Annotated in this window: 18 protein-coding genes and 2 pseudogenes; 8 read left to right on the top strand and 12 right to left on the bottom strand. The window is 55.7% G+C overall.

The genetic code is table 11. The features are described from left to right. Positions 1–280: 280 nt before the first annotated feature. Together E1H13_RS27895 and E1H13_RS04910 are read right to left on the bottom strand one after the other, a co-directional pair. A pseudogene (locus E1H13_RS27895) lies at positions 281–388 on the bottom strand (antitoxin family protein); the annotation flags it as partial. 537 nt (positions 389–925) lie between these two features. After that, the gene (locus tag E1H13_RS04910) at positions 926–1,789 is read right to left on the bottom strand and encodes a DMT family transporter (protein WP_347404121.1); all 864 of its coding nucleotides are present in this window, start codon (positions 1,787–1,789) and stop codon (positions 926–928) included. A 472-nt stretch (positions 1,790–2,261) separates the two neighbouring features. On the opposite strand from E1H13_RS04910, the pseudogene E1H13_RS04915 reads away from it, so the two are divergent. After that, positions 2,262–2,837: pseudogene (locus tag E1H13_RS04915) on the top strand (Uma2 family endonuclease). A gap of 44 nt (positions 2,838–2,881) precedes the next feature. Here the strand turns inward: E1H13_RS04915 and E1H13_RS04920 are convergent. The 5 genes from E1H13_RS04920 to E1H13_RS04940 form a co-directional block, all read right to left on the bottom strand. Continuing rightward, positions 2,882–3,811, bottom strand: coding sequence for an FTR1 family protein (locus tag E1H13_RS04920; protein WP_169612292.1), 930 nt, complete (start codon positions 3,809–3,811; stop codon positions 2,882–2,884). A 188-nt stretch (positions 3,812–3,999) separates the two neighbouring features. Continuing rightward, complete coding sequence (locus E1H13_RS04925; protein ID WP_169612293.1) at positions 4,000–4,533, bottom strand: hypothetical protein; 534 nt, start codon at positions 4,531–4,533, stop codon at positions 4,000–4,002. Next, positions 4,517–5,080 carry a hypothetical protein gene (locus E1H13_RS04930; protein WP_169612294.1) on the bottom strand — a complete coding sequence of 188 codons (564 nt, stop codon included), beginning with the start codon at positions 5,078–5,080 and terminating at the stop codon, positions 4,517–4,519. The genes E1H13_RS04925 and E1H13_RS04930 overlap by 17 nt, the downstream gene beginning before the upstream one ends. 285 nt (positions 5,081–5,365) lie before the next feature. Beyond that, a complete protein-coding gene (locus E1H13_RS04935) occupies positions 5,366–6,097 on the bottom strand; it encodes an anti-sigma factor (RefSeq protein WP_169612295.1) in 732 nt (243 codons plus the stop codon). 62 nt (positions 6,098–6,159) lie between these two features. Further along, positions 6,160–6,720 (bottom strand): sigma-70 family RNA polymerase sigma factor, encoded by a 561-nt coding sequence (locus tag E1H13_RS04940; protein WP_240966455.1) that lies wholly within the window; start codon positions 6,718–6,720, stop codon positions 6,160–6,162. A gap of 336 nt (positions 6,721–7,056) precedes the next feature. Between E1H13_RS04940 and E1H13_RS04945 the strand changes: the two genes are divergently transcribed. Then, the gene (locus E1H13_RS04945) at positions 7,057–7,713 is read left to right on the top strand and encodes a DUF4439 domain-containing protein (RefSeq protein WP_169612297.1); all 657 of its coding nucleotides are present in this window, start codon (positions 7,057–7,059) and stop codon (positions 7,711–7,713) included. A 59-nt stretch (positions 7,714–7,772) separates the two neighbouring features. Here the strand turns inward: E1H13_RS04945 and E1H13_RS04950 are convergent, their stop codons facing one another. Next, positions 7,773–8,369: a PAP/fibrillin family protein gene (locus E1H13_RS04950; protein ID WP_169612298.1), complete on the bottom strand. Its 597-nt coding sequence runs from the start codon at positions 8,367–8,369 to the stop codon at positions 7,773–7,775. A 76-nt stretch (positions 8,370–8,445) separates the two neighbouring features. Here E1H13_RS04950 and E1H13_RS04955 point away from each other — a divergent pair, with 76 nt between their 5' ends. The 5 genes from E1H13_RS04955 (at position 8,446) to E1H13_RS04975 (ending at position 12,219) form a co-directional block, all read left to right on the top strand. After that, positions 8,446–8,691 carry a DUF3134 family protein gene (locus tag E1H13_RS04955; RefSeq protein WP_169612299.1) on the top strand — a complete coding sequence of 82 codons (246 nt, stop codon included), beginning with the start codon at positions 8,446–8,448 and terminating at the stop codon, positions 8,689–8,691. Between the two features lie 322 nt (positions 8,692–9,013). Beyond that, complete coding sequence (mraY, locus tag E1H13_RS04960) at positions 9,014–10,108, top strand: phospho-N-acetylmuramoyl-pentapeptide-transferase (protein ID WP_169612300.1); 1,095 nt, start codon at positions 9,014–9,016, stop codon at positions 10,106–10,108. Positions 10,109–10,125: 17 nt separating this feature from the next. Continuing rightward, positions 10,126–10,908, top strand: a complete 783-nt coding sequence (locus E1H13_RS04965) for an isochorismatase family cysteine hydrolase (RefSeq protein WP_169612301.1) — start codon at positions 10,126–10,128, stop codon at positions 10,906–10,908. Between the two features lie 122 nt (positions 10,909–11,030). Next, a complete protein-coding gene (locus E1H13_RS04970; protein WP_169612302.1) occupies positions 11,031–11,729 on the top strand; it encodes a hypothetical protein in 699 nt (232 codons plus the stop codon). Between the two features lie 151 nt (positions 11,730–11,880). Continuing rightward, positions 11,881–12,219 carry a P-II family nitrogen regulator gene (locus E1H13_RS04975; RefSeq protein WP_073609484.1) on the top strand — a complete coding sequence of 113 codons (339 nt, stop codon included), beginning with the start codon at positions 11,881–11,883 and terminating at the stop codon, positions 12,217–12,219. 288 nt (positions 12,220–12,507) lie between these two features. Here E1H13_RS04975 and E1H13_RS04980 read toward each other — a convergent pair whose 3' ends face one another. Genes E1H13_RS04980 through E1H13_RS04995 form a run of 4 tightly spaced genes read right to left on the bottom strand, consistent with a single transcriptional unit; the run spans position 12,508 to position 17,018 of the window. Further along, on the bottom strand, positions 12,508–14,358 hold the full coding sequence (locus E1H13_RS04980) for a tetratricopeptide repeat protein (protein WP_169612303.1): 1,851 nt from the start codon (positions 14,356–14,358) through the stop codon (positions 12,508–12,510). An 11-nt stretch (positions 14,359–14,369) separates the two neighbouring features. Then, positions 14,370–15,479 carry a nicotinate mononucleotide-dependent phosphoribosyltransferase CobT gene (gene cobT, locus E1H13_RS04985; protein ID WP_169612365.1) on the bottom strand — a complete coding sequence of 370 codons (1,110 nt, stop codon included), beginning with the start codon at positions 15,477–15,479 and terminating at the stop codon, positions 14,370–14,372. Positions 15,480–15,497: 18 nt separating this feature from the next. Continuing rightward, on the bottom strand, positions 15,498–16,259 hold the full coding sequence (locus E1H13_RS04990) for a DUF2232 domain-containing protein (protein ID WP_169612304.1): 762 nt from the start codon (positions 16,257–16,259) through the stop codon (positions 15,498–15,500). A 54-nt stretch (positions 16,260–16,313) separates the two neighbouring features. Further along, the gene (locus E1H13_RS04995) at positions 16,314–17,018 is read right to left on the bottom strand and encodes a Crp/Fnr family transcriptional regulator (protein ID WP_169612305.1); all 705 of its coding nucleotides are present in this window, start codon (positions 17,016–17,018) and stop codon (positions 16,314–16,316) included. 485 nt (positions 17,019–17,503) lie between these two features. Here E1H13_RS04995 and E1H13_RS05000 point away from each other — a divergent pair, with 485 nt between their 5' ends. Next, positions 17,504–23,881, top strand: coding sequence for a hypothetical protein (locus E1H13_RS05000; RefSeq protein WP_169612306.1), 6,378 nt, complete (start codon positions 17,504–17,506; stop codon positions 23,879–23,881). The last annotated feature ends 49 nt before the right edge of the window (positions 23,882–23,930 follow it).

Consider the following 23,930-nt stretch of genomic DNA (forward strand, 5'->3'; position numbering starts at 1 on the left):
GCTGGTAGTAGTCAAATCTTTTGGATAGATCCGTGGGAAGTTTCTCCCATTTTTCCTCAGGGACTTGGGCAGAGAATTGGGCTGCAAGCTCCCAAATGGGAGTGGCATTGGCATCGAAGGTGAAGGAATTTGAAGAAGCATGCGATTGACCTTCACCGTTCTGAGGTTGAGATCGCTGCTTGGTGTTAAGCAAGTTCTCCGTATTTAGCGCAGGCTTATGTTCTTTGTGCTGAACCTCATCTGCCAGAGCATTGTCAGGGAGGGGAGCAGGTGTAGTGCCCTGGGAAGATTGCACCAACAGCTCAACTTCTGTGCCTTCGGGCAGCTCGAAAGCCGTTTGGGGGATGAAGGCGCCGTTACGGTAGATCGCTCGTAAGGATTGAGTCATGGGGTTACCCGTTGGTGGACGGTCTCTTTAAGGATAGCCGATGGGCCATGGACCCAAGCTGTCATAAGCGTTAGGGCTCCCATCTCCTGGCGTTGAGGCACGTCCTCAGGATGGCATTCAGCTTATCCCTAGGTGGATCTTCCATTGACCAAGCTTGGCCTGTGGCACAGCAAGCGGAGGTCTTTAAATTCCTATTGCTTTAGCAATGGGGCGAGTGAGACGCGATCGCGGGTTATGGAGCTGACAAAGTCAGGCTGGTTGCCCAGGAACGGGGTTTTAATTGGGACGCCATGACCAGGGAAGAGCAAGAGACCTTGATCGATCGCGTAGTGCATAAAGACTATTTTCGATGTCTGGTATTGGCCAAGCTAGAACGCCGGTACCGATCCCAGGGTCTACCCTGGGATACCCCAAAATTCCTGGCTAATAAGCCCAAGAACCCTGGGATCTTGCCATTCTGTACCGATGCTCATACAGCAGGTCTAAGGACAAAACCCTCCCACGACCTGGAAAGTTAGGGCAAACCCTCAGCGTCGGCTACGACTCAGCCGAGATCAAAATAATCCCCAGTAACCCTAGGCCAATGCCTAACCATTGCAGGCGATGCATCTTCTCAAGCAATAACCAGCGTGCCAACAAGACCGTGGGCACAGGTGAAAGACCCACTAAAACTGCCGAGAGCGAGAGCAGCCCAGAACGCAGGGCGAAGAGAAATGCTAGCGTGCCGCCTGATTGCAATAAACCAGCCAACATAACCATCAACCAGTTGGTTTGCGCGAGAGTCGCTAATTTGAAGGTATTCCCCTCAGACAGCATCACAATTAATAGAGTGGTGATCAGGGCAGCGAAGGTGGAGCTCAATAATGGCCACAGGGTGCTGCTGGCCCCGGGGAAACTTAAGCAAATGAAGAAAATACCGAAACAAAGCCCGGCCAAGGTTCCTTCTAGGAATCCTGGGGTCTTGAATAGTTCCTGCGGTTTGGGTTGAGGCTGGCTACTGTTGTGGCCATTGGCCGTCAAGCCGATGGCAACTAAGGCGATCACCACACCTAAAATTGCGGTGGGCGATGGGCGATCGCCTAGCAGCAGACCAAAAGCGACAGGAACAACCGCCGCCCAAACCGCAGTAAAAATGGCGACGATGCCCATAGAACTGACGACAAACCCCCGGTAGTAGCAGGCAAAACCCAGCCCATAGGCAATTCCAGCGGCAATCCCCCACAGGAGGGCATGGCCGTCTAGGGGTTCTAAAACCAAGAGCAGGGCACCCCCAAAAAGAAGGATGCCGACCAGCTGAAAACAGAGCACGACTAATAGAGAAGAGCTTTTTCGCGACGCTAAACCGCCCAAAAAATCAGAGGTGCCAAAGCAGATTGCGGCTAGTAGTGCGAAGGTAACCATGGTTAAGTTCTTTCTCGGTTAAGGCTAACTTGCTTGAATCGAAAATCGCACTTCACTGACTGATGCTGTACTATGCCTCAACTCTGTCAGGATGATGAAGCCTTCAGGGCTCGTATAGAGAAGTTACTGGCTCAACTGGCAGCACTGAAGGACTTTTTCGCCAAAATGCCCTGGTATGTAGACGGTTTCTGACTTCAAGGCGTTTAATAGCCGCAGCTTTCCAGAGAGCAAATTCAAAAGGCTCTGTTAAATAGAATGCCAGCTGTTCTGATATTCGCTTCAATGAGGGAAATATGAATTACGATGCACGGCATTCCAGAGAGAATGGAGACGGTCATCACCGAAGAGGGTGATGACGTTTTGCTGAAACGTCGAAAGTTCACGGCCCTGAGAATTCGGTCGGCTCATAGGCACAGGATGTCACAGTCTCAACTGTCCTGTCGCTGACTCAGCCTAAGTTTGAAGTAACATCATGGTTCTTGATCAACGTCACGCCTATTTCAGCCCAGAAGACTATCTGGAAATCGAGCGCATCAGCCCCATCAAACACGAGTATTGGCAGGGGCAACTGGTGGCCATGGCGGGGGCTAGCAAGGCTCATGTAATCATTGTGGGCAACCTCTCAGCTCTATTGGTGAATCACCTGCGGGGAACGGACTATCTGGCCTATGCCACTGATATGAAAGTGCGGCTGCCAGCATTGAACCTGTTCTACTATGCCGACCTGGCGGTGACCTGCGACGAGCGAGATAGAAACTCTAATGAGGATTTTATCTTGCACCCAAAGCTGATTGTAGAGGTGCTCTCTGACTCTACGGAAGCATTTGATCGAGGCGATAAGTTTGCCGACTACCAGACCATTGCTGAGTTGGAAGAGTGCGTGCTAATTCACCAAAAGCAGGTGTTGGTGGAGCGGTTCTAGCGGTGGTCAGAAAATCTGTGGGTGCCCACTATCTATCAATCCGGGGATGCGGTGGAGCTGGAGAGTATTGGGTTTACTGGGGCGATCGCAGACCTCTATACAAACCTCGACCAACTCACTCGCTGAGATCCCTTTGGACCTAGCGAATCTCGCTGGACCTAGAGCCAGGGTCATACCGTCTGGTTGGGTTCAGTCTGGGGCTGACTGGCCGGGAGTGGATTGAGGCTACGAAAATAGCGACTGCCGACGATCGCCAGAAAGCCCAAGTAGGCCAAAATTTGTACCAAATACAGGTGGTCGCGGTAGCCCAGTAGAGCCTTGAGGGCGATACCGGGGAATTGTTTGTCGGGCAATAGGCGACTGCCATCCCACACCAGTGGCCCCAGAACACAGGATGTTTGAGAAAAGCAGAGGTCGGCATTGCGGGGATCGATCTGGCTAATGGCGGCTAGGGCAGCATCTAGGTTCTTAAAGACCGAAATCACCAGCCCTCCGACAATCAGCAGCAATAGCACCCCCATCACCTGAAAGAACCGTTTCAGGTTAATGCGCACTCCCCAGCGGAACAGGGCCAGCCCAATCAGGGCGGCCCCGACCAGACCAGCTAGGGCTCCAGCGATCGCGGCCACACTAGCATCCACATTGGTAAAAATGAACAGTACGGTTTCAAACCCTTCTCGCAAAACCGCAATACAGATCAAGCTGAAGATGCTCCAGCCAGCGGTTTGGTCGTCTTGGAGGGCCGACTGTACGGTGCCTTCGATATTTCCCTTGAGGCTGCGGGCCTGGCGGGTCATCCATAGCAGCATCCAGCTCAACATGATAATGGCGATCGCGCCAAATAGACTATTGAGCAATGGCTTCACCACCGTCTGCACAGTCGGTAGCACCAGTTGCAGCTGCTGCAACCCAGACCCAAGCACAACCCCAATCATAACGCTGCCCACAAGGCCAGCGGCCACCCCCAAGTACACCCAGGAATTTAGGGACTGGCGATTGGCCTTGGTCAGGCAGGCGAGCACAATGCCCACCACCAGGGCGGCTTCTACCCCTTCGCGTAGGGTAATCAAAAAGGTGGGCAGGGCAGCAGTAAGATCCATGCTTGGGGTTAGATAACGGTAAACAGGCGCTTTTTAGTATTGTGTCAGACAAACTCCGCGATCGCCGCTCCGAAATGTCTGCCCAGTCAGAACAGTTCGCTGTAACGGTTGCAGATAGGCGATCGCTGCTAGCCTTAGCCTGATAAACGCTGAACTATGCCCGCCCGTCCTATACTCTAGAACAATCCCTAAAAAGCACTTTGACGATTGATAGTCTCAACCGCCTCACTCCAGCTGCGGGATTTAATGTCAAAAGCTGCTTTAACCGCTTTAAATGTGCCATATTTGGCTTTCAGAGCTGACTCAGTCCACCGTTCAGGGGATTTTGGTTGAGACAATTCCGCCAGCTGCTGCTGGGCACTGAAAAGCCGAACTTGTCGTTCGAGTCGGGTCACCGCCAACTCATCCAGGTGTTGTAATTTGGCTTCAGTGTCCACATAGGCAGTGTAATCTTGCTGCTCTAGGGCTGATTGTCGAGCGGCAAGCAGGCGGTTGATGATCGGCGTTAAATCCGTCGCAGCCGCAGTCGCAGTCTCATGGTCAGTTTCGCTAGGAGACAGCTGATTGATCGCTGTCACTTCGTAAGCCTCTGCAAGCGCTTCCAGGGTCGTGGTAAACATTTCCTCATGGGCCTTGGCTGCTTTTACTGTAGACACGCCAGCGTCATAGAGATTCCTTTGAATCGACTCAAAGTCTTTTTGACGTTCAGAACGTCGTCTCATACCCCTGCTCTCCTGTGTAATCTTGCTCAAGCTGGTCTAACAGTACTTTCAGTGACTCGGGTAAGCGAGACCGTAGCTCAAAGTCAACTTGCTGATAAGCCTGAGCGAGTTCCGTCATATCCTGGTCGTACTCTTGCTGTACAGCGTTAATCTGCTGGTAGGCCTCTCCGAGTTTATCGGTGGTCACTTTGAGTTCCCCCATGACCTGGCGATTTTGGACTGTTAGCGCTTCAACCTGACGAATGGCCCGATTACGCTGCATGGTCATATTACCTAGCCGCCCTCGCATGGAGTTACGGGACTTGATGGCGTTCATCAGGCGCTGCAAGAGGTTTTCGTTTTCCCTTTTGCGCTTGCGAGCTATGGCACTGGCTTTTTCAGCATCTTGCTGCTGCTGCGCTAATTCTTGGTCAGCGGCTTCCAGTCGATTCCACAAGTCATCAACTTGCTTACGGCGACTCTCGAGCTCCTCCATATTTTTGGCCAGATTATAGTGATGAACCTGGGTCGCCGACGCCTGGCCTCTGCCTCGCTCAAGCTTTCTCATAGTGCTGCCAAATACTGCGTTCTACAAAACCAAGCGATAAGCAGGGTGCGCTTTTTACTCAGCATGGCTTCTAGCATGCCCATGAATCTGGTGGAGGACTGCTGGTCTAGGGATCTTCTTTAACCCAAGTTCATCGGCAGCCCTGGATGATGCTGGTGCCCTTCACCCTAATTTTAAAGACAACCTCCGGATAGCCAGAAGCTAATCGTGCTAGGGCATGTCTGCGGGACTTGTGCAAACCTGTAGGACAGATATTTTCCCTATACGGGCAAAAAGTCCGCTCTATTAAGATTGCCCCTCCATCACTAAGTCGCCAGCCGGAACCGGCGGATCGGTGCTCCTTTCAGCGGTAATTAACATCTGCACATCGACATCACCACAGGCTAAATCAGGCAACGCCCACTGGTTGAAATCTTGGGGCTGTTGAGGATTAAACTCCCCGCAGTAGATCGGGTCGCCGTCTGCGATCGCCCATAGACGATAGACTTCGCGGCTAGATAGGGTAGGCAGGTCAGTCGTAGTCACCAGTGCGGTTCGATCATTGGGATCAATCACCAGACGGCCACTGGCCTGCGGTTCCACATCAGTGCCTGTGAGGGTATACAGGCGACTAGCAGGTTGGCTAAAGCTGGCCACGACCGCTTCGGTTTGGCGCAGGGCTAATCGCAACCGTTGGTTTTCTTGCCATACGACAATTAGGGCTAGGGCGGTGGCGGCCCAACCTAGGCCAAACCCTACCAACCCCCAAGACCAGCGGCGCGCCGGGGTTGTTGCCGCTGGGGCAGCAGGGGTAACCGCTGCTAAAATGCGATCGCGCACTAGCGGTGGTGGCGGTTCAATCGGCAAGCTTTCGGGGATCCGGTTCCAGGTAGCTTGCAAGGCATCCAGTTCGGCCGTGACCTCGGGATATTGGCTCAGCCACTGATCCACTAGGGCCACCTCTTCGGCGTCCAGATCGTTGAGCACATACCCAGCCAGCAGTGTGCGCCAGTTTTCGGGGAGGGAAGGTGAGGTCATAGCAAGACGGTTACAGGATGGGGAATGAGGTGTAATGACAATGGTCTAAACTGGGTGGCGCCCTACGCTTGATGACGCCTGAGTAAGTCTCGCAGGCGCAGTAGCCCTTGGCGCGAGCGAGATTTGACGGTTCCCAGGGGAATGCCTAGTTTTTCGGAAATTTGCGACTGACTTAGTCCCTGGAAGTAGGCAATTTCCAACACCTGTCGCTCGGTGTCTGGAATTTGGGCTAAGGCGGCCCTAAGCTGCTGCTGATCCTCCTGCTGAGACGCATGATCAAAGGGAGTGGCAGAACGGGAGGAGGCTGCGGTGATGCGCTGAAACCGCTGCAAAATATTGGCTCGCCCACTGCTGACCCGCAGTCGATCCAAAGCCCGAGAGCGGGTATAGGTGGTTAGGTAACTGCCCACACTGCCTCGGTCTGGGTCGTACTGTCGTCGCTGCCAAAAGTTAACGAATACTTCTTGGGTTAAGTCCTCGGCTTCAGCAGGGTTAGACAGCATTCTCAAAGCTAGGGTGTAGACCAGAGACGCATAGCGGTCATACAAAATAGCCAGGGCCTCAGTGTGCCCAGCCCATAGGCGGTTGATTAGGTCGCGATCGCTGATTTTAGACTCCGGCATCGAATCTGGGGTTGAGAATGGAGCCATGAAGGACCTGTCAGAAATACGACTCAAGCCTTGATCTGGATGATCTCAAAGACAAGGCCCCTAAAGAACTTAACCCATCCCTAGCCCTGGATGAGCGATGTCCCCTGCCATTAGAGAGGCTCGAATAATCTCAAATGATAAAAAATACCTGTACCATTGACCAGATTAGTTTACGCAAGCCCCTGAGGTGTCTTCTAGGGCTAAATTCTCAAGTTCAACATCCATCCCTAAAAGCTAGTCGTATTAGTCATAGGTTCTGAAGCAACACCTAGAGCCTGTGAATAACGTTAGCCCTGCAAGGATGTAACTATGAATCATGATGTAATCCTGACCCCTAAGGCCAAGCTATCTCGGCGGCGGATTATGGTAAGCGGAGCGATCGCCGGACTGGCTGGCACCGTTGGCTTTTCCGCCCTGACCAAAGGATCAGCCCAGGCCTACATGGATGGCAGTGCCGCCGCCAACGATATTGAGGTTTTGAATGGGGCCCTGTACTACGAAAACCAGGCCATCTGGGCCTATGAGACCGCTGCCGGGGAACTCAGCGACAGTGATGTGGGTAAGGCGGTACTAGCCATTGCCCTGGCTAACCAGGCCGATCACATGGTTCACCGCGACACCTTGACGGAGATCATTCGTGACCTGGGGGGTCGCCCGGTGATGGCAGAGTCCAGCTATGACCTCTCCAGCTACCTGGAGCGGGGCGACGGCGGCCTGGATTCTGATGTGAACATTGCCAAACTAGCCCTGGCCCTGGAAACCGATGCAGCCATTGGCTATGCCAGCGAAATTGCCAAGTTCAAAACTCCGGAATTGGTCACGGCTGGGGCTACCATTGCCTCCGCTGAAGCGGCTCACGCTACCACCATTCGGGCGGCCTTTGTGTCCTTGGGGATTGATATCCCTGTGGTGGCGGCCCCCTTTGTCAGTGCCGATACCCGAGACCAGTGGGTGATCGAGGTATAGAGGGTAGCTGGGCTTAGATCTGTGGTTTAGCTCCTGATTCCCAGCCCTAGGCTACTGGCCTAGGGCATTTTTTGTAGAACAAACAAGTTACCTTGATTCCCCCGACCAATGCGCAGATCATTGTCCAGGTAGGTGACTTCTAGCCAACCTGACTGGCGATCGCTATTCACCTTGAAATCAATCCCTTGCAGCCAAGACAGTTTGGGGGTCACTTGCAGCTTTTGGATAAACTGAGCTGGTGTTTCGTACCCCAAAGGTTTCTGTAGCCCGATCACCCCCCGGTCAAACCGCACATTCACCCGTCGAGTCGACACTGGCTCCAACCGGGCCGCCACCGTCACCAGACCCGACAACAGCGGTGGACCCTGAATTTCAGCAATGTTATAAATGCGGTTTTCGGCCAACCGAATACATTGATAAATTGACCCTAAACTCGCCAGGGGAAAGCGATCGATATTTAGCAGCTCCTGGCTAGTGGTATACAGCAAACGCCAGTCACCGTCGAGGAGGGCTTGGGCCTGTAGAGGGTTTGGGGTAGGGTTGTACTCTTCTAAGCGGGCGGCCGCAGCTTGAATGGCCAGCTGATCATCAGCCCTGGCGCTGAGGCCCCGGTTGACTGGAGCAATGGCATCCATCAGTTCAGTTTTGCCCACCATGATCTTGTCCTATCTCGCAACACCCTAGCTCTCCGCTACAATAGAATGTCTTGTTTACAGCGGTATATTAGTCGTTATGGCCTCAGAACCTTACAATCCTTCCCTGCGCCAGGTGCCCCGCAGCGCTAAGGCTCCTATTCTACCTTCCTCTGGGGAGTCGTCGATTTTGGCCTGGCTTGAGGATATTGGCCGCCTCCGCAGCCGCGAACCCCAAGAAAGTCTGTTTGACGAAGCTGAAAACGAAGAAATCTCCGATTTGATGGGGAATGATGACAATTTTGAGGAGGAGGAAGACAACGATATGGCTATCGAAGACGACTAGTCGAGGAAGGCAGTAGGGCGCAGCCCGTGCGTAGCAGGCAGTAGAGCCTTGCTCGTGCGTAGCAGACAGTGGGGTTTTGCCTGACGATCGTTGCCAGTCAGCGATCGTAGGGTGGGCATTGCCCACCAATGGGAAAACGTTTACCTGACGATCGTTGCCAGAAGCCACCTCGGCTTATTAAGTCTTGTTAAATTTTCCTGCCTAGTTTGTGTATATTCGTCTAGGCTTCTTGACTATTTCCTGGCCTAGGTCATGGTCAATATGGAGATCCTCTAGTAGACTCCATGGGTGTGTGTGGTGTGACGCAATTGAGGAATCATTTGTGGATGCGAAGTTTTTTGTCTCAAGGCGGTTAAACCTAAACGGGATGACACTGCTTTGGATGTTAGGGGCTGGGCTAAGTATCGCTGCGATCGCAGTGGATGCCAGCTTAGGCCATGCCTTTACCCTGGGTGAATCGATCACAATTCCGTTGTTAACAGCCGCCTTAGCCAGTGGGCTGCTGGGGTTCTGGGTAGTGCCCATGTTGCAGGCCCTGAAGACAGGGCAGTTCATTCGGGAAGAAGGTCCCCAAGGGCACCTGAAGAAAGCCGGTACTCCCACCATGGGAGGGGCGTTCTTTATTCCTGTTGCGGTGGCGATCGCGCTGATAGCGACCGGATTTTCCGCTGATGTGTTAGCGGTGTCGCTGCTAACCCTGGCCTATGGGGCCATTGGTTGGATTGATGATTGGCAAGTGATTCAGCGGCAATCGAATAAAGGGATTTCGCCAAAAGCCAAGCTGTTTTTGCAGATTGCCCTAGCGGTCGTCTTTTGCCTCTGGGTACTGGCTAACCAACCAGCTGAAATCACTACCGTTACGTTACCTTTGGGCCTGGCTTTGCCCTTGGGGCTGCTGTTCTGGCCCCTGGCTGGTTTTGTGCTCGTAGCCGAGAGTAATGCCACCAACTTAACCGATGGCCTGGACGGGCTTATGGGGGGGACAGGGGCGATCGCCTTTTTGGGGCTAGCCACCGTCACCGCCTCGGGGCACCCCAATCTGATGGTCTTCTGTGCGGCCATGGCCGGAGCTTGCTTAGGCTTTGTGCTGCACAACCACAACCCGGCCCGAGTCTTCATGGGGGATACCGGTTCTTTGGCCCTCGGTGCTGCCCTTGGCGCGGCCGGTATTTTAAGCGGCAACCTGTTTGCCCTGCTGATCATTACCCTGCTGTTCTTTGCTGAGACCCTATCTGTGATTATCCAGGTGGGCTACTACAAAGCCACCAAAGGGCCTGACGGCATCGGTAAACGCTTCTTTAAGATGGCGCCGCTACATCATCACTTTGAACTGTCGGGTTGGTCAGAAACCCAGGTGGTGGGGATAGCTTACGCCGTCACCGCTCTGTTAGCGGCGATCGCGTTTACTTGGGGCTAACCGATCATTAAAGACCTATGACTGCCCCTCACCTTAATCCCCTAGGGACGCCCCCTAATGCCTGGTGGGTCAATGCCCAGGTGGCTGATATCAGCCGTCAGGAGCCAGCACCACGCCCAGTAAGTTTCCCCACCGACACCAAGCAAATCACCTGCGATCTCAACAAGCTGATCTGCCTGGTAGTGGACATGCAAAACGATTTTTGTCACCCCGATGGTTGGTTAGCCAGCATTGGGGTCGATGTTACCCCGGCCAGGCAGCCCATCCGCCCCCTACAGGGATTATTGCCCAGGCTGCGAGCGGCAGCTGTGCCTGTGGTGTGGGTCAATTGGGGCAACCGTCCTGACCTCTTAAACATCAGCCCTGGGCTACGCCACGTCTATAACCCCACCGGGGCTGGAGTGGGGCTTGCAGATCCCCTACCAGCCAATGGTGCGCTTGTGCTGACGAAGGATAGCTGGGCCGCCGCTGTGGTGGATGAGTTAACCCCCGCTTCCCAAGATATTTGGGTTGACAAGTATCGCATGAGTGGCTTCTGGGATACCCCCTTAGATAGCATTTTGCGTAACTTGGGCAAAACCACCCTGCTTTTTGCCGGGGTAAACCTGGATCAATGTGTCATGGCGACCTTGCAGGATGCCAACTTTCTGGGCTACGACTGCATTCTATTGCGGGACTGTAGCGGCACCACATCCCCTGAATATTGTGTCCAAGCCACCATCTACAACGTCAACCAATGCTTTGGCTTTGTGGCAGACTCCCCTGCCCTATACCAGGCATTAGACAATGGAGGCGGCTAATTTAGCCGGGCTATCGAAACTTTCTTGACTAAAGTTGGTTCGATTGCTCTAATTTGAACTACCCTTGGGCAAACCATTTTTGCATCGTTGCTAATTGTTGTTGAGCGTCGCTGATTGTCTCTATGAATTCGCCCTATTCCTCTGATCCATCGTTCTCGGCTGCCGTCGCCGCCAATACTGCTCAAGCTAGCCGCCAAGCCCCCTCGGTACCCATTTCTGTCTACCGTGAGCTAGCCACTGAGCTTCAGGCCACCCAGGGCTTGGTTGATTCGTTAACCCAGCAAAACCAACAGCTCAGTCAGCAAAACCAGCATCTGCGTCAAGAAATGCTGCGCTTTGCCGATGCAGCTCAGCAGTTACGCCAGGCGATCGACAGTAGTCAACCAGCCCCCGCTGAGCTAAGAACGTCAGTGTCCCAGTTGGTGGCAATGGAGGGCCCTAGCGAGATGGGTACCCTTAACCACGGGCAAGACGCTGCCAACTCGTTGCCTGAACGTCTCTCAGGATCTTTAGGGGAGGGGGTGTCTGGGTTAGCCAACCAGTTTGGCAAAATGGTGAAGCCTAAACCCACGGCTAAATCCCCAAGAGCAGGGGCCAACGGTCAGGGCCGTCCTCCGGCTAAGCGTCCTCAGCCAGCACCGCCGCCCCAAAGGCTCTACACCGAAGAACGCCTAGAGCCCTCACGCTCAACCCAACCCAGCGATAAAACCACCGACTTGAGCGGCTTGTGGCTGGCTACGAGCATCTTGTTGATTGTGGTGACGGCGTTTGGGGCTGGTTTTTTGATTATGAAACCGCTGTTAAACAGCAATACCCGCTAAACCATTGAGCCAGATGGGCCATAAGTCAGCTTTCCCTGGCGGTAGTTGGCGCTAAGGTAGCTGACGATACAGTATCCTATGACTGAGGCCCGATACACATAGGTCGGCTGCATTAGTGCATAGCAAACGATAGATATCACTGGGTTGACGTATGAAAAAGATTGAAGCCATTATTCGCCCGTTTAAGCTCGATGAGGTCAAGATTGCCCTGGTCAATGCTGGCATCGTCGGTATGACGGTCTCCGAGGTACGGGGATTTGGTCGGCAAAAGGGGCAGACCGAACGCTATCGAGGGTCTGAATACACCGTTGAGTTTTTGCAAAAGCTGAAAATTGAAATCGTTGTGGAAGAGGCTCAGGTGGATACGGTGGTCGATAAGATTATTTCGGCGGCGCGCACCGGAGAAATTGGCGATGGCAAGATCTTTGTCAGCCCAGTAGATGAAATTATTCGGATTCGCACCGGCGAGAAAAACACTGAGGCTGTCTAGTGTTCTGTCAGGCCAGGGGTAACGGGTCAACAGGGTCTACGGTATACGGTGCAAGGTCTACGGCTGTCCTTAAACCGCCTACCGTAAACCCTAAGTCGCATCTCTCGTCATTATTTTTTTGACTGACTACTAGAGGATTGGTAAAGCCTCGCTAGATTCCCGGTTTTTGAGCAGACTATCTGTCATGTCGTCAGTTAGTCGTCTCGGGAGCTGGGTTTTTTGTATGCAGGTCTATTTCCAGCGTTCTAGGGCATCCTGCAGAACTCCATGGCTAGGTTGGCTTGAACATCACTCACTGCCTAGAGATTCTCGGTAGCGGGTGAGTAGGGGTAACAGGTAGTCGTACCCATCGACGCCAATCACGGCTAGAAACTGTTGCCGGTGGTTGGCCATCAAAAGCTGAACATTTTCTGGCCCCAATTGTCCATACAAAATGCTCAGCACCGCCGCAGGCTGACGCCAATCGGGGGAGTCAATTTGATACAGCAGGTACATGCCCAGACAACCGGTCAGAACGGCCTGCTCCAGGTTTCCCTGGCCCTGGTAAGCAGCAGCTAACTGGGCAAAGTTGGAGGCCATTAAGAAGCGATCGCCGATCGCCTGGGCCACCCCGAGTCCTTTGGTCAAGGCCTCCACGGCCTGGTCGTAACGGGAGAGTTTTAACTGGGCAATGCCTAGGCTGTTGGTGCAGAGCGCCTGGCTGGGCAGATCGCCAACCCGCTCGGACAGGGCGACCCCCTGGGTGAGGTACCCCAACAGAGTTTCGTATTGCTCTATCGGTAATAGCTGCGATCGCCCCTGGGCCACCTGGCTGTACCCCAGGTTAGCTAAGGCATTGGCTTGGCCGGTGGTATCCCCCTGCTGGCGGGCTAAAATCAAGGCCCGCTGGCTATAGTCGATCGCCTGATCATAGCGGTCCTGCATGACGTTGGTGCGGCTGAGGTGGTTCAGGTTAGCCACTTCGCAGGGGTGGTCCTGGGCCTCCCGGGCAATGGTCAACGCCTGCTGATGGAAACGCTCGGCTTGGCTGTAGTCGCCCAGGGCCCGTTGAGAATAGCCCAGCAGGGTTAAAATTCGGGCTTTGACAGCGGTATTGGGCACCTGCTGCAAGGGTTGATCGAGGTAGTCCAGCAGGGTGCGCAAGGGCTCCCCAGACAGGGCGGTAAACAGCCCACCGTACAGGGGGAAGTAGCTCTGGGTGGCAAACTGCCGCAGTACTTGAATGGTCATTTGAAAGGCTCCCTGGGCCAGTTGCCCTTGTCCCAGGGTCTGTAGACGGCTAGAAATCTGGCTCCAGACCACCGCAAAGGTAAGAAAGGTGGCAATGGATAGCCGCTTACCAGCCTTAGGATCATAGGGCTGACGGTCGAACCAGCTGACCAGGGCCAGCTGTAACCGCTGCAGCACCACCGCCCAGCTGACCCACTCTGCCACTGGCAGAGTGTCGGGAATGGCCGCCTGAGAGACCTGCTGCTGCTGGGCTAACCCCTCAAACAGGGTGGCGAGGGGAGAGCCGGGCACCAGTTTGCCCCAGTGGTACCAGGGACCCGCTTGCTCTTGGGGGGCACCAAAGCCTAGGGAGCGTTGCCCTTGGGCATAAATCCAGCTAACCACTTCCCCCTCTAGGCGCTGCCAGGTGACTAGCCCCTGGTCTAGGCCCGCGGCCAGGGTGGCCAGGGGAGGGGAGTCGTCTGTGGCGGTGCGGTGCGGTGGCGCTTGTTTGAGCGCCTGGGTCAGTTGGCCAATTTGCTGCCGCGATAGGGGTTGGTCGCGGTTGGGATCTAGGGCCTGTAACAGCTGGGTTAGGCGCTCCTCTGGGGGAGCCTGAATCAAGTTGGTTTCTAGGCTGGTGAAGACGGTTGTGGCCTGGTTATCGGCCTGCCACCGCTGCCATTCTGATTGAATCATGGCTAAGGCGCGCTGCTGGCGGATGGCTTTAGCCTGTTTGAGGTCGTCCTCGGAGTCTAGGGCCTGGGCCACCTGGGCCAGCGTCTGATCAAGGCAGCGCTCAAACAGCTCTCCGCTGCCAAGTTCTACCCCCTCTTTGAGCTGCCGGTAAATTTGCTGTTTGGACTGGATTTTGCCCTTTAGCACAGCGGCGACCAGGGTGTCGATCAGGTCTTGGGAGGAATTGGCCATAGACGTATCCGCTAGACTTTTCCAGAAAGTGTTTGATCTATTTTGGCCTTTGTGGCCAGTAATTGCTCGATGGCGGTAACCAGGTCGGCTTGACCCCAATTTTGATACAGGCTGGCGGCGATCGCACAGGCCCCTGCCCCTACCCCCTCTTTGACAAAGCCCGCTTCGTAAGCTTGCAGGGCCGGGTAGTCAGAGGCTTGAAAAGATAGCTGAGTAGCCAATAAACTGGCCCCCACCAGTCGGGCTAGCCCCACCGTGTCCCCCGTAGGGTCTTCGGCAACCCAGCGGGTGGTACCCACCACCACATTGGCCGGGTTCCAGGGGTAGGGTTCCATTCTGGCCATGGCGGTGATCAGGGCGTAAACCGCCAACATTTGGGTGCCCCCGGCCAGCATCACCGGCTTAAACCGACTGGCGGCCATGGCCATGGCCGCCACCAGCGGTTGCATCGGGTCACCCACGGCGGCCACCACCTCTAGGGGATGGGATCCGGGCTGGCTCAGCGATCGCAGTCCCTGGGCCACCAACTGTTGTTTTTGGTCATGGTTACAGGTTGGATGGCTACTGTTAACTCGGCCGGTGGCCGCCACCCCTAGCCCCGTCAATAGGCCCAGGGCCGTGGTCGTGCCCCCGACCACACATTCTGCCAGCAGCAGGTAACCGCAGGGGTCGCTTGCCAACCGCTCCCCCCAGGCCAATCCCTGTTGCCACAGGTGCTGTACCGTCTCCCAGGGCAGCGCCGCCCCGGTGCTGAGACACTGGGCCGGTTGGCCGCCTAAATCCACACAGGGCACCGTGGGGGATTGGGGCAGCCCAGCGTTAAAAATTTTCAGGGGTATCTGCTGTGCGGCGATGACCGCCCGGGAAATCAAGGCTGGAGACGCCCCCGCCTGCAAGGGGGGTAGGGGAAAGCGAGGATGGAGCTGCAAGCCATTGACCAGGCACTCGGCGTCTGCGAGGGCGGTCACCTGGCGATCGCTGGGGGTGGCTCCCGCCGCCGAAATTCCGGCGATCAATCCGGTTGCTGTAAATCCCAAGGTCAAGACCAGGATCGGACACTGCCCTTCGACTTGGTGCAGCCATGACTGCCCCAGGTGGGGTTGGGTGTAGACCTGAATCAAGGGATGCACCATAGGTGATTAGTCGTCTAGCAACCCCTGCACCCACTCTGGGGGGGGCGGAATGCTAGCCCCTAACCGCTCCAGTAACAGCCAGGCCGCCATGTGAACCGCAAACAAGTACACCACATTGCTTAGCACCACCATAATCAGTGCCAGAATTTGAATCGCCTCGACATTGGCCTGGCCCAGCACCCCCATGTCCAGCAGCCCCAGGTTAACCAGTCGCTCTAGTCCCCAGTTCAGCATTTGGGTGACCTGGGCGGTTAGGTACACCCAAAGGTCTTCCCCCACCAAGACAGACATCAACCACAGACGAAAGAAAAATCCCAAGGCCCCCAGCAAGGCTCCTGCGGCAATCGACACATACCAACTGGCTCCCCGCACCCAGGTAAATCCCAACTGCACCCCCAACACCGCATAGGGCATCAAAAACAAGAGGCTGCGGGGTGGCCCCATCAAAACTGACAGCAACAAACCAGATACCAGGGCAGACATCCAGGCGGCCCTGGCCCCCCAGCGTAGGTAAATTAACGCCATCGGCAGGGGGAATAAAATCCGGAGCACCGGACCGGGCGGAAAATAGGTATTGACCAACCAGATCAAAGCCGCTGTACTGGCCAAAAATGCCGTTTCAACCATGACCAAGGGCCCCGCCTTACGGCGATGATCCCCCTTGCCCAGATCAGGCTTAGCCCCCTCTGCGGTGGCGGAGCGATAGTCCAGGTAGGTGTCTAAATCATCGAAGCCGGACTCACCGGCATTACCAGGGGATGATGCCATGGAATCAGACTGAGAAGCACGATCAGGGTCGGGAACAAATGAGCTCATGACTACTTACACTAGCAGCCGCTCAAGGGCATTGATGTCAGGAATGCTCAGAAGATCCCGATCCCGCACAATCAGCCCTTTCTTTTCCAGCTTATTCAGTACCCGGGTGACCGTCTCCCGAGCTAGACCACTGAGACTACTCAGCTCCCGATGGGGTAAGTTGGGAATTTCTAAGCCCGTGGCCCCTGGTTTACCCTGGCCATCGGCCAAAAACAACAGGATATCGGTGACCCGGGCAGTGCTATCTGATTCCCGTAACCGTAGCCGCCGGTTGACTTGGCGCAGCCGCCGAGCCATCAGCTGTGACAACCGAATACCTGCCAGAGGCTGAGTCTGTAACAAATTCACAAAATCACTGGCGGGGATGCTGCCAATCACCGTCGGCACCAGGGTAATCACATCGGTAGACCGGGGCACTTCATCGAGGGGGGCCATTTCGCCAAACAGTTCCCCCCGCCCCAGAATATTCAGGGTGACTTCCTTGCCGTCTAGGTTGTAGGTGCGAATCTTAACCCAGCCATCCAGAATGAAATAAACTGAGCTACCCCAGTCGTTTTCCAGCAAAATCACTTGATTGGCCGGGTGGCTGCGAGAGACCACCTGGCCCGTAGCACTGGCAACGGCCTCAGTTGGCAGTCCCTGAAACAGCGGGGCCTCTCTCACCAACTGAATATCAGCTTGAAGATCCCGATGGCCATAGCGCGCATCCATTGACTACCCCGATAGTAAAAAACAATTGGCAGGAAAATTGTTTAAGCTAAGTCTTGTAGGTTAAATCAATCATAGATTAGATACACCTGCGGCAAGGCAATTCCGGGCACTGGCTGATAGGGAATTCAATTAGACCGCTTTCGATGCTTCTGTGCCGCTTTGGTTAGGCCGCCTGCCTCGCTTCTAGTGGTTTCTGCGTCGCTGGTGGGTTGTGAGTAAGGGTTGCCAAAAGTGGGGTTGTCAAGGGTTCCAGTCAAGTTGATGACTGAGGCTCCGACCAGGTCTTAACAGACCGGATCTTAATATAACTGTCTTGCTGTGGGCCAAGGGTCTCTGTAGGGGCCGTCTAAAAAATGACAAATCTTTGCTAAGTCATGGGAATTAGGTCGGCTAGTCGGGCAGGTTAGACCATGGGGTTAAGGATGATTTTTGGCGACACCTGACATACACTTTGGCCATTGTTGGGGAGAGGGATAGGAAAAGACGTGACTCTGCAACGGGATGAACTAGAGGCCTTGGTGGCCGAGATTGACGGGCTCCTAGGGGATGCCGCGCCGAGGTTGCCGTGGGTCATGGCTAGTAATGCCACCCAGCAGCGACAATTGTTAGCTAAGGCGCGAGCCTATTTAGCAGACCTAGACAACCGTATCCAAGCTGATACAACGGTGAATGATGCGGCTGTGGCATCGGACACTCTGCCTGTTGACCCCACCATGGCGACGGCCAGTCAGATCCTGCAAGCGCTACTGCAAGAAATGCAGTATCTGCGGGGGCAAACCATGCAGATTTTAGATCCCCTGCGGCAAGAGGTCGCCACCTTAAACCAACAGCGAGAGCTGTTGCTACAAGAGGTGCAGCAGTTGCAGCGACAGCGTCTACAGTTGGAAGCGAGTGCCCTGCCCAATGGGGCAGATCGAAGCTGGGATGAAACCCTACAACAGTTGACTCGCCACCTGGAAGCCCACTTGACCAACCAGGTGGAGCAATCGGTGCAACGGCTAGAGGCTTCGGTGGCCAATACTTACTTGTTGGGGGATTCGTCCCAGCCACCAGCGGGTTCCGACCAGGCCGATGGTGAACCGGACGATCGCCTGTCCCCGACCCAGCGGCTGGCCTACTTGAATCAACTTCAGACCCAGACGGACCACCTGGTGCTGAACCTGGACCAGTCGATCCGAACGGTGTTTGAAGCCCTAGAACAAAGCCTTTATACCTACAAAGATTCCCTCAACCAGGGGCTGAATAAAATGCATACCCTGGGTCAGCAGGGGGAAATGATGTTCAGTGCCCTGATTAATCATCTGGCCCGACAAATGAACCAAGAGGCTCGGGCCTATCTGGATGCCAGTGAACCGCCCAGCGGCCAGCGGCCCGGGCTACCCACAGGTGATGGGACAGCCAGTGAGGTAGAACCAGGTTCGGCGATCGCGGAGACCCAGACAGACACCGATTTGACCTTCGATGACCTCGATCTCGACGAGGGCTTTAACGACTTAGACTTTGACTTTGAGGATGACGAACTCACTCTGGCCCAGCTAGACGATGACGTTTTATCGGCGGCGGTGGCCCCAGATGCAGGACCAGGGAACGAGGCAGACAGCTTACCAACGCTGGATCAACTGGATGTAGCCAATCCTGATCCAAGTCCAACGGTGTCCTTGCCCCAAATGCCCTCAGCTGATGCCGAGGTGATTCAGCTTAACGCCGATAACGACTCGGCGTTGGATGACCTATACCAGAGTTTATTTGGCACCGGAACCTCGACTGCACCAGATGAGGGCGATGAGGGCAGATCCTCCGACTCGGCAGCATCGGCAGCATTGACTGGGGACGATGCCTGGCCCGAGGCGTTGGCCATGGATGTAGGGGCCGAAGAGCCCGATGATGAACCCGAATTGGCGTCCACCGCCCCAGCAGTCGAGGCGGACGCCCTGGCTCAGCTGATAGAACCGTCGGAGGAGGAGCAAGGAAATGCTGCGATCGCCCCTGAAGAGGCCACCCTAGCCGATGTTCTGGGGACCGAAACAGCGGCCCAACTGTCGGTGGACCCAGATGCGGCGGCGATCGCGCCCCCAGACGACGATGTGATTACCTCCCTAGCAGAGTTGCTGCCGGACCAGCAGGGAGCGGCCCTCAACCCAGAGGCCAGATCATCCTTTGACCCGGAGGGCTCCTTCCTAGATGACGCTAGGGATAGCCAGTTTATGGCCGCTCCGGCCGAAGAGGACTTGCTGACCCAGGGCAGCACGGCTGACGCCAGTCAGTATGGACTGTCAGTGGATGGAGATATTGTCGATCAGCTGCAAGCAGATCTCGACGACCTGGAAGCCCGGGAAGTGGCCGCACCGTCAGTAGAGGTTGAGACATCGACTGACCAGGACCCGGTACCGCCAGCAGAACCAGCGGCAGATGAGGCCTTAGAACCTGGCAACGATCACTGGGTTAACGATCTGGAGGCAGCCCCGTCTGAATCCGGGGTGCCTGAATCCGGGGCGGCCGATCGCCCCCCATGGGACGTGACAGCCCCTGAAACCATGGATATCTCTGATCAGCTAGGGCCAGACGAACTAGAGCCCAGGGATCTAGAGCCTGGTGATTTAGCAGGTTTAGGCCTAGATGATCAGGACAACCTATCCCTCAGCACAGACCTGTTTAGCGATGAGTTTGCCCTGGCAGACGATGGCCGCGATGATGATATCTTTGCCGCCGATCTTGATGCTTCAGAAGGCTCGGTAGCAGAAGACTCGGTATCGGAAGACTCGGTAGCAGACGAGGCCAGTCAGACGGCTGACTGGTGGGTCGATCAGTCCGACTTGGAGTCTACCCCTGAACCACTAGAGCAAGCGGGGCTAGAAGACGCGATCGCTACCCCAACCCCAGATCTATGGACCCAGGCCTCCGCAGCCGTGACGGAGCGTCAAGCTGACGTTGGCCAGACTAGGGTCGAGCCACAGCCCCCCGACTTGGATCAAGCCCTGGACGACATGGGGCCAGAGGCCGAAACCCTGCAACCTGAGGCTTGGACAGCTGATTGGACGGCTGCCGAGGGTAGCACCGACCCAGCCGCTGACTTAACGGCCACCCCTGGGGAGTTTTCGGCTGAAGGAATCGATCTGTTTGCCGAAGCCACCTCTGCCCCCCCCCCCCCCCTAGGGCAAGACAAGGCTACGGAGGGGATCAACCTATTTACCGACGAAGCCTACGTCGAACCCCAGCCGACCGATTTAGAGGATGGCCCCAGTGGTATCGACCTATTCGCCAATCAGAACTTTGTGGAACCCCAACCCCCTGACCTGGACACCGCCCAGGAGGGGATTGACCTGTTCCCTGAGACCAGTACGCCTCAGGAACCTGGCCCTGATCAGTTATCGAGCCACCTGGAGGAATTTGGATCCGACAGCCCAACTTTTGGCCGCCCAGTTGCAGATGTCCCGGCCCCAGAGGATGCCCCGGAAGGGATTGATCTATTTCCAAGGGAGTCTGCCCAGAGCCCTGCCGATCAGCAACCCAGCCCCGATGGCTTAGCGAACCTGCTGGCCGAACTAAACCTGAGCCTAGAGGACGATACCCCAGCGGTTGGCGAGTCAGGACTGACCCTGAGTGACCTAGGGGACATGGCCTCAGATGTACAGCCCGAACCCCAGCGTCCTCGCCCAGGCCCCATTCCGCCTTGGACCCCCGAGGGAGACATTTCTCGTCCAGGGCCAGCGGCACCCCCTACCGAGGCCAATACCGAGACCGACCCCAGTGCAGAGCTAACGGTGTCTGATCCGTCCCTGACCCTAGAGAATCTGTTGGGCGATCTCGCCCTAGATCCTCTGCCACTGGAGCCGGACCAACCTCCAGAGGTAACGGCCGATAACCTGTTTGGTGCAGAGGCCATGCCCACCGACCCCACCGAGGCTACCGATACCTCGGTGACGGCCGAGAATGTGTTTGATCCAGCGGCTATCCCGGCTGACGGTGAGCCCGAGCCTGAACTCGAGGTGATCCAGTCAGCCCCGCCGGATTCAGCCCTGCAGCCGGATGTGCCCGATTCCTCCGATACCCTGGACGACCTAATCTCAGCCGGTTGGGGGGTGGAGAATCCCCCCCCTGCCTGGTCAGAGCCTGATCTGACCCTAGAGACGGTTGATTTAGAGGCAAGCCCCGAACTAAGGTCGCCAGTCCCTGCCCCTGGGGAGGCGTTGGAGCTTTCCCTAACGATGGATGATCTGGATCTGAGCTTGGAGGGGACAACATTTCCTGGGGCTGACGAGGCTAGTGGCGGTGACCAACCTCAGATAGAAGCTCCATCCCCAGACATTTCAGACCTAGACATTCCAGACCCAGAAACCCCGGACCCAGAAACCCCGGACCCAAAAACCCAAGAGTGGCTGCGGGAAATTAGCTTAGATAATATTCTGGATACCGCTGGCGAGAATTTGCCCCGTCGGGCAGAGGCTGAGTTTCCCACTGGCCCAGCAACACCAGCAGCGTTTTCCCTAGATCAGTTTGATTTTTCCCTGGGGGATGAAGCTGAAGACCTCGCAGGGGCGATCGCCCCTGCTGACGGCCCCTCTGATGTCCCGGCTGAAGACCTTGCTGATGCCCCTGCTGAGCTAGACCTCGATTCATTGGCCCTGGCCGATCAGGTTGGGGCTGACCTGGGTTGGGATCAGGGGGAAGAAATCGCTGAGGCTGCAACAGCGCCTGAAGCAGCCCCTGAAATACCTGAAGCCACCGAGGACTTATCTGAGGTTGAATCCTCCCCCGATATTGAACTACCTACCGAGCTGGAACTGCCCGCCGAGATTGAAGTGTCCGACTCAGCGCCACCCCTAGGGGAATTTACCGCTGGAGCTGAGGGCTTACCGATGCCGACCCTGGAGTCTGACTTTTTGACCAGCCCCATGGCGGATTTGGACTTAGCCGCGATGGGGCCTGAACAGGTACCTGCTGCTGGCTTGCTGGGGACCGAACCACCAGCCGTTCCTGAGTCACCGGATGCCCTATGGTTTTTAGGGCTGGATGTGGGCACTAGCGGTCTGTCAGCCGTGCTACTAGATAAGTGCAGCGGTCAGGCCTATCCCATCTACTGGATGGATAATGCGATTTCTGGGGCCACGGCTGATAAGTTTTTCCGGTTGCCCACCCTAGTTTCTGTGGCGCCCTCTGCCGCAGAGGGGAGTTACCAGGTACAGTCGGTCGGGGCCTCGGCTCTGACCGTGGACTGGGATGACGCCACTGCATCTGACGACGCGGAAGACAGCTCGGTTCTGCTCAAAACCTTGAAGCCATTTTTAAAGTTTGGCATTCCTGTAACCGATGCAGAAACAGGGGATTCGCAGCCCCAAGTGCAATGGTCTGACCAGACTCAGCTCCCTTTGCAGGTATTTTTAGAGGGTCTGCAAGCGTTATTGGCGACCCTATCGCCGTCAGATTCTTCCCCATTCACCGTTGGGGCTGTGGACCTAGGGACAGATAGGCTGCCCCAAGCTCTACAGCAACTGCAAGGGGTAGTTGTGAGCTATCCAGCCAACTGGCCTGATACCTACACCTTTAACCTGCGGGAAGTGGTGATTGGGGCCGGGCTGATCGAGAACCCCGAAGATATTTACTTCCTTGAAGATGCGATCGCGACAGTATTGTCTGGCTTTCCCGATCCCAATGAACCCATGCCTGAGGCCAATAGCCAGCCCCTGCAGCAGCAAACCGTTTATGCCTGTCAGTGGACTGGGGGTACCGTCGTGCTATCCGCCGGAGCCACGATGACCGAAGTGGGCCTGGTTAACTTGCCTCGCGATCGCACCCAACTGTCCTACGATGACTTTATGCTTCATTCCATGGCCTATGCCGGGGATGCGATTGATTTGGACATGGTCTGCCATCTGCTGCACCCCATGGAACGGCGGCAACGACGGACCCCCAATGACTACGATCGAGCCCAAAATGGCTGGGGCTGGCAGGCGGCAATCCCTGAGTTAGACACAGCTCGGTGGGACGATTTGGGACTAGATCAGCTTGACTTGCCTCGGCCTGCCGAGCCAGACTTAGCTCGACGCCAACAGCTACAACAGCGGTTGGAAGCTTCGCTACTGGGGCAAAGCACGTTAGAAGCGGTGCGCCACCTGAAGATTATCTTGCAGCACCAGTCCCAGTTCGAGCTAGAACTGGCCGATCAACACTGGGTAGTGCGCAGCAAGGAGCTCGTGGATCGGATTATCCTGCCCTATATCCAGCGGATAAATGGCCACTTCAATCAATTGCTGAGCAAAGCAGGGCTGTCTACCCATAGCATTAAGCAGGTGATTTGTACCGGCGGCAGTGCTTCGCTGCCTAAGATTACCCACTGGCTGCGGCAGAAGTTTCCTGAGGCGATTATCATCCAGGATACTTACCACAGCGATCGCCCCCCGAGCTGTAGTCGGGTCGCCTATGGCCTGGCCAACCTGGTGCGCTATCCCCAGGTACTCGATCTAAATCGCCATCAGTACAGCGACATGTTTCTGCTGCTAGAACTGTTGCGCACCTCCCCCGAGCAGCCTATGCCCCTCAGCGGTTTACTGCACCTGCTAAATGAGCGGGGGATCAACACTGAAGCCTGTGAACTCCACATTGCGGCCCTGCTAGAAGGTCGTCTCCCCCCAGGCCTGCTATCAGCGACAACCCAGCCAGTGTTATTGCCTTCGGCGGCCAGTGACCTCTCCCAATCCCTGGCGGAAACCCCCTTGTTTAAGCGACCCAATAACCAGATTTATGTGCCCAATCTGGGTCAACAGCAGCGCCTACAGACCTACATGGAGCAATTGCTGAGTGATAAGCACCAAAACCTGGTAGATCCCTTACTCGCCAAGCTGATCGCCATCAGCATTCAAGCATGACATCCAGCCTTTGCGGCTCAACGAGTCTTGCGCCACAAAAGCCAAAAGC

This window comes from Nodosilinea sp. P-1105, assembly GCF_012911975.1.
GTDB lineage: Bacteria > Cyanobacteriota > Cyanobacteriia > Phormidesmidales > Phormidesmidaceae > Nodosilinea.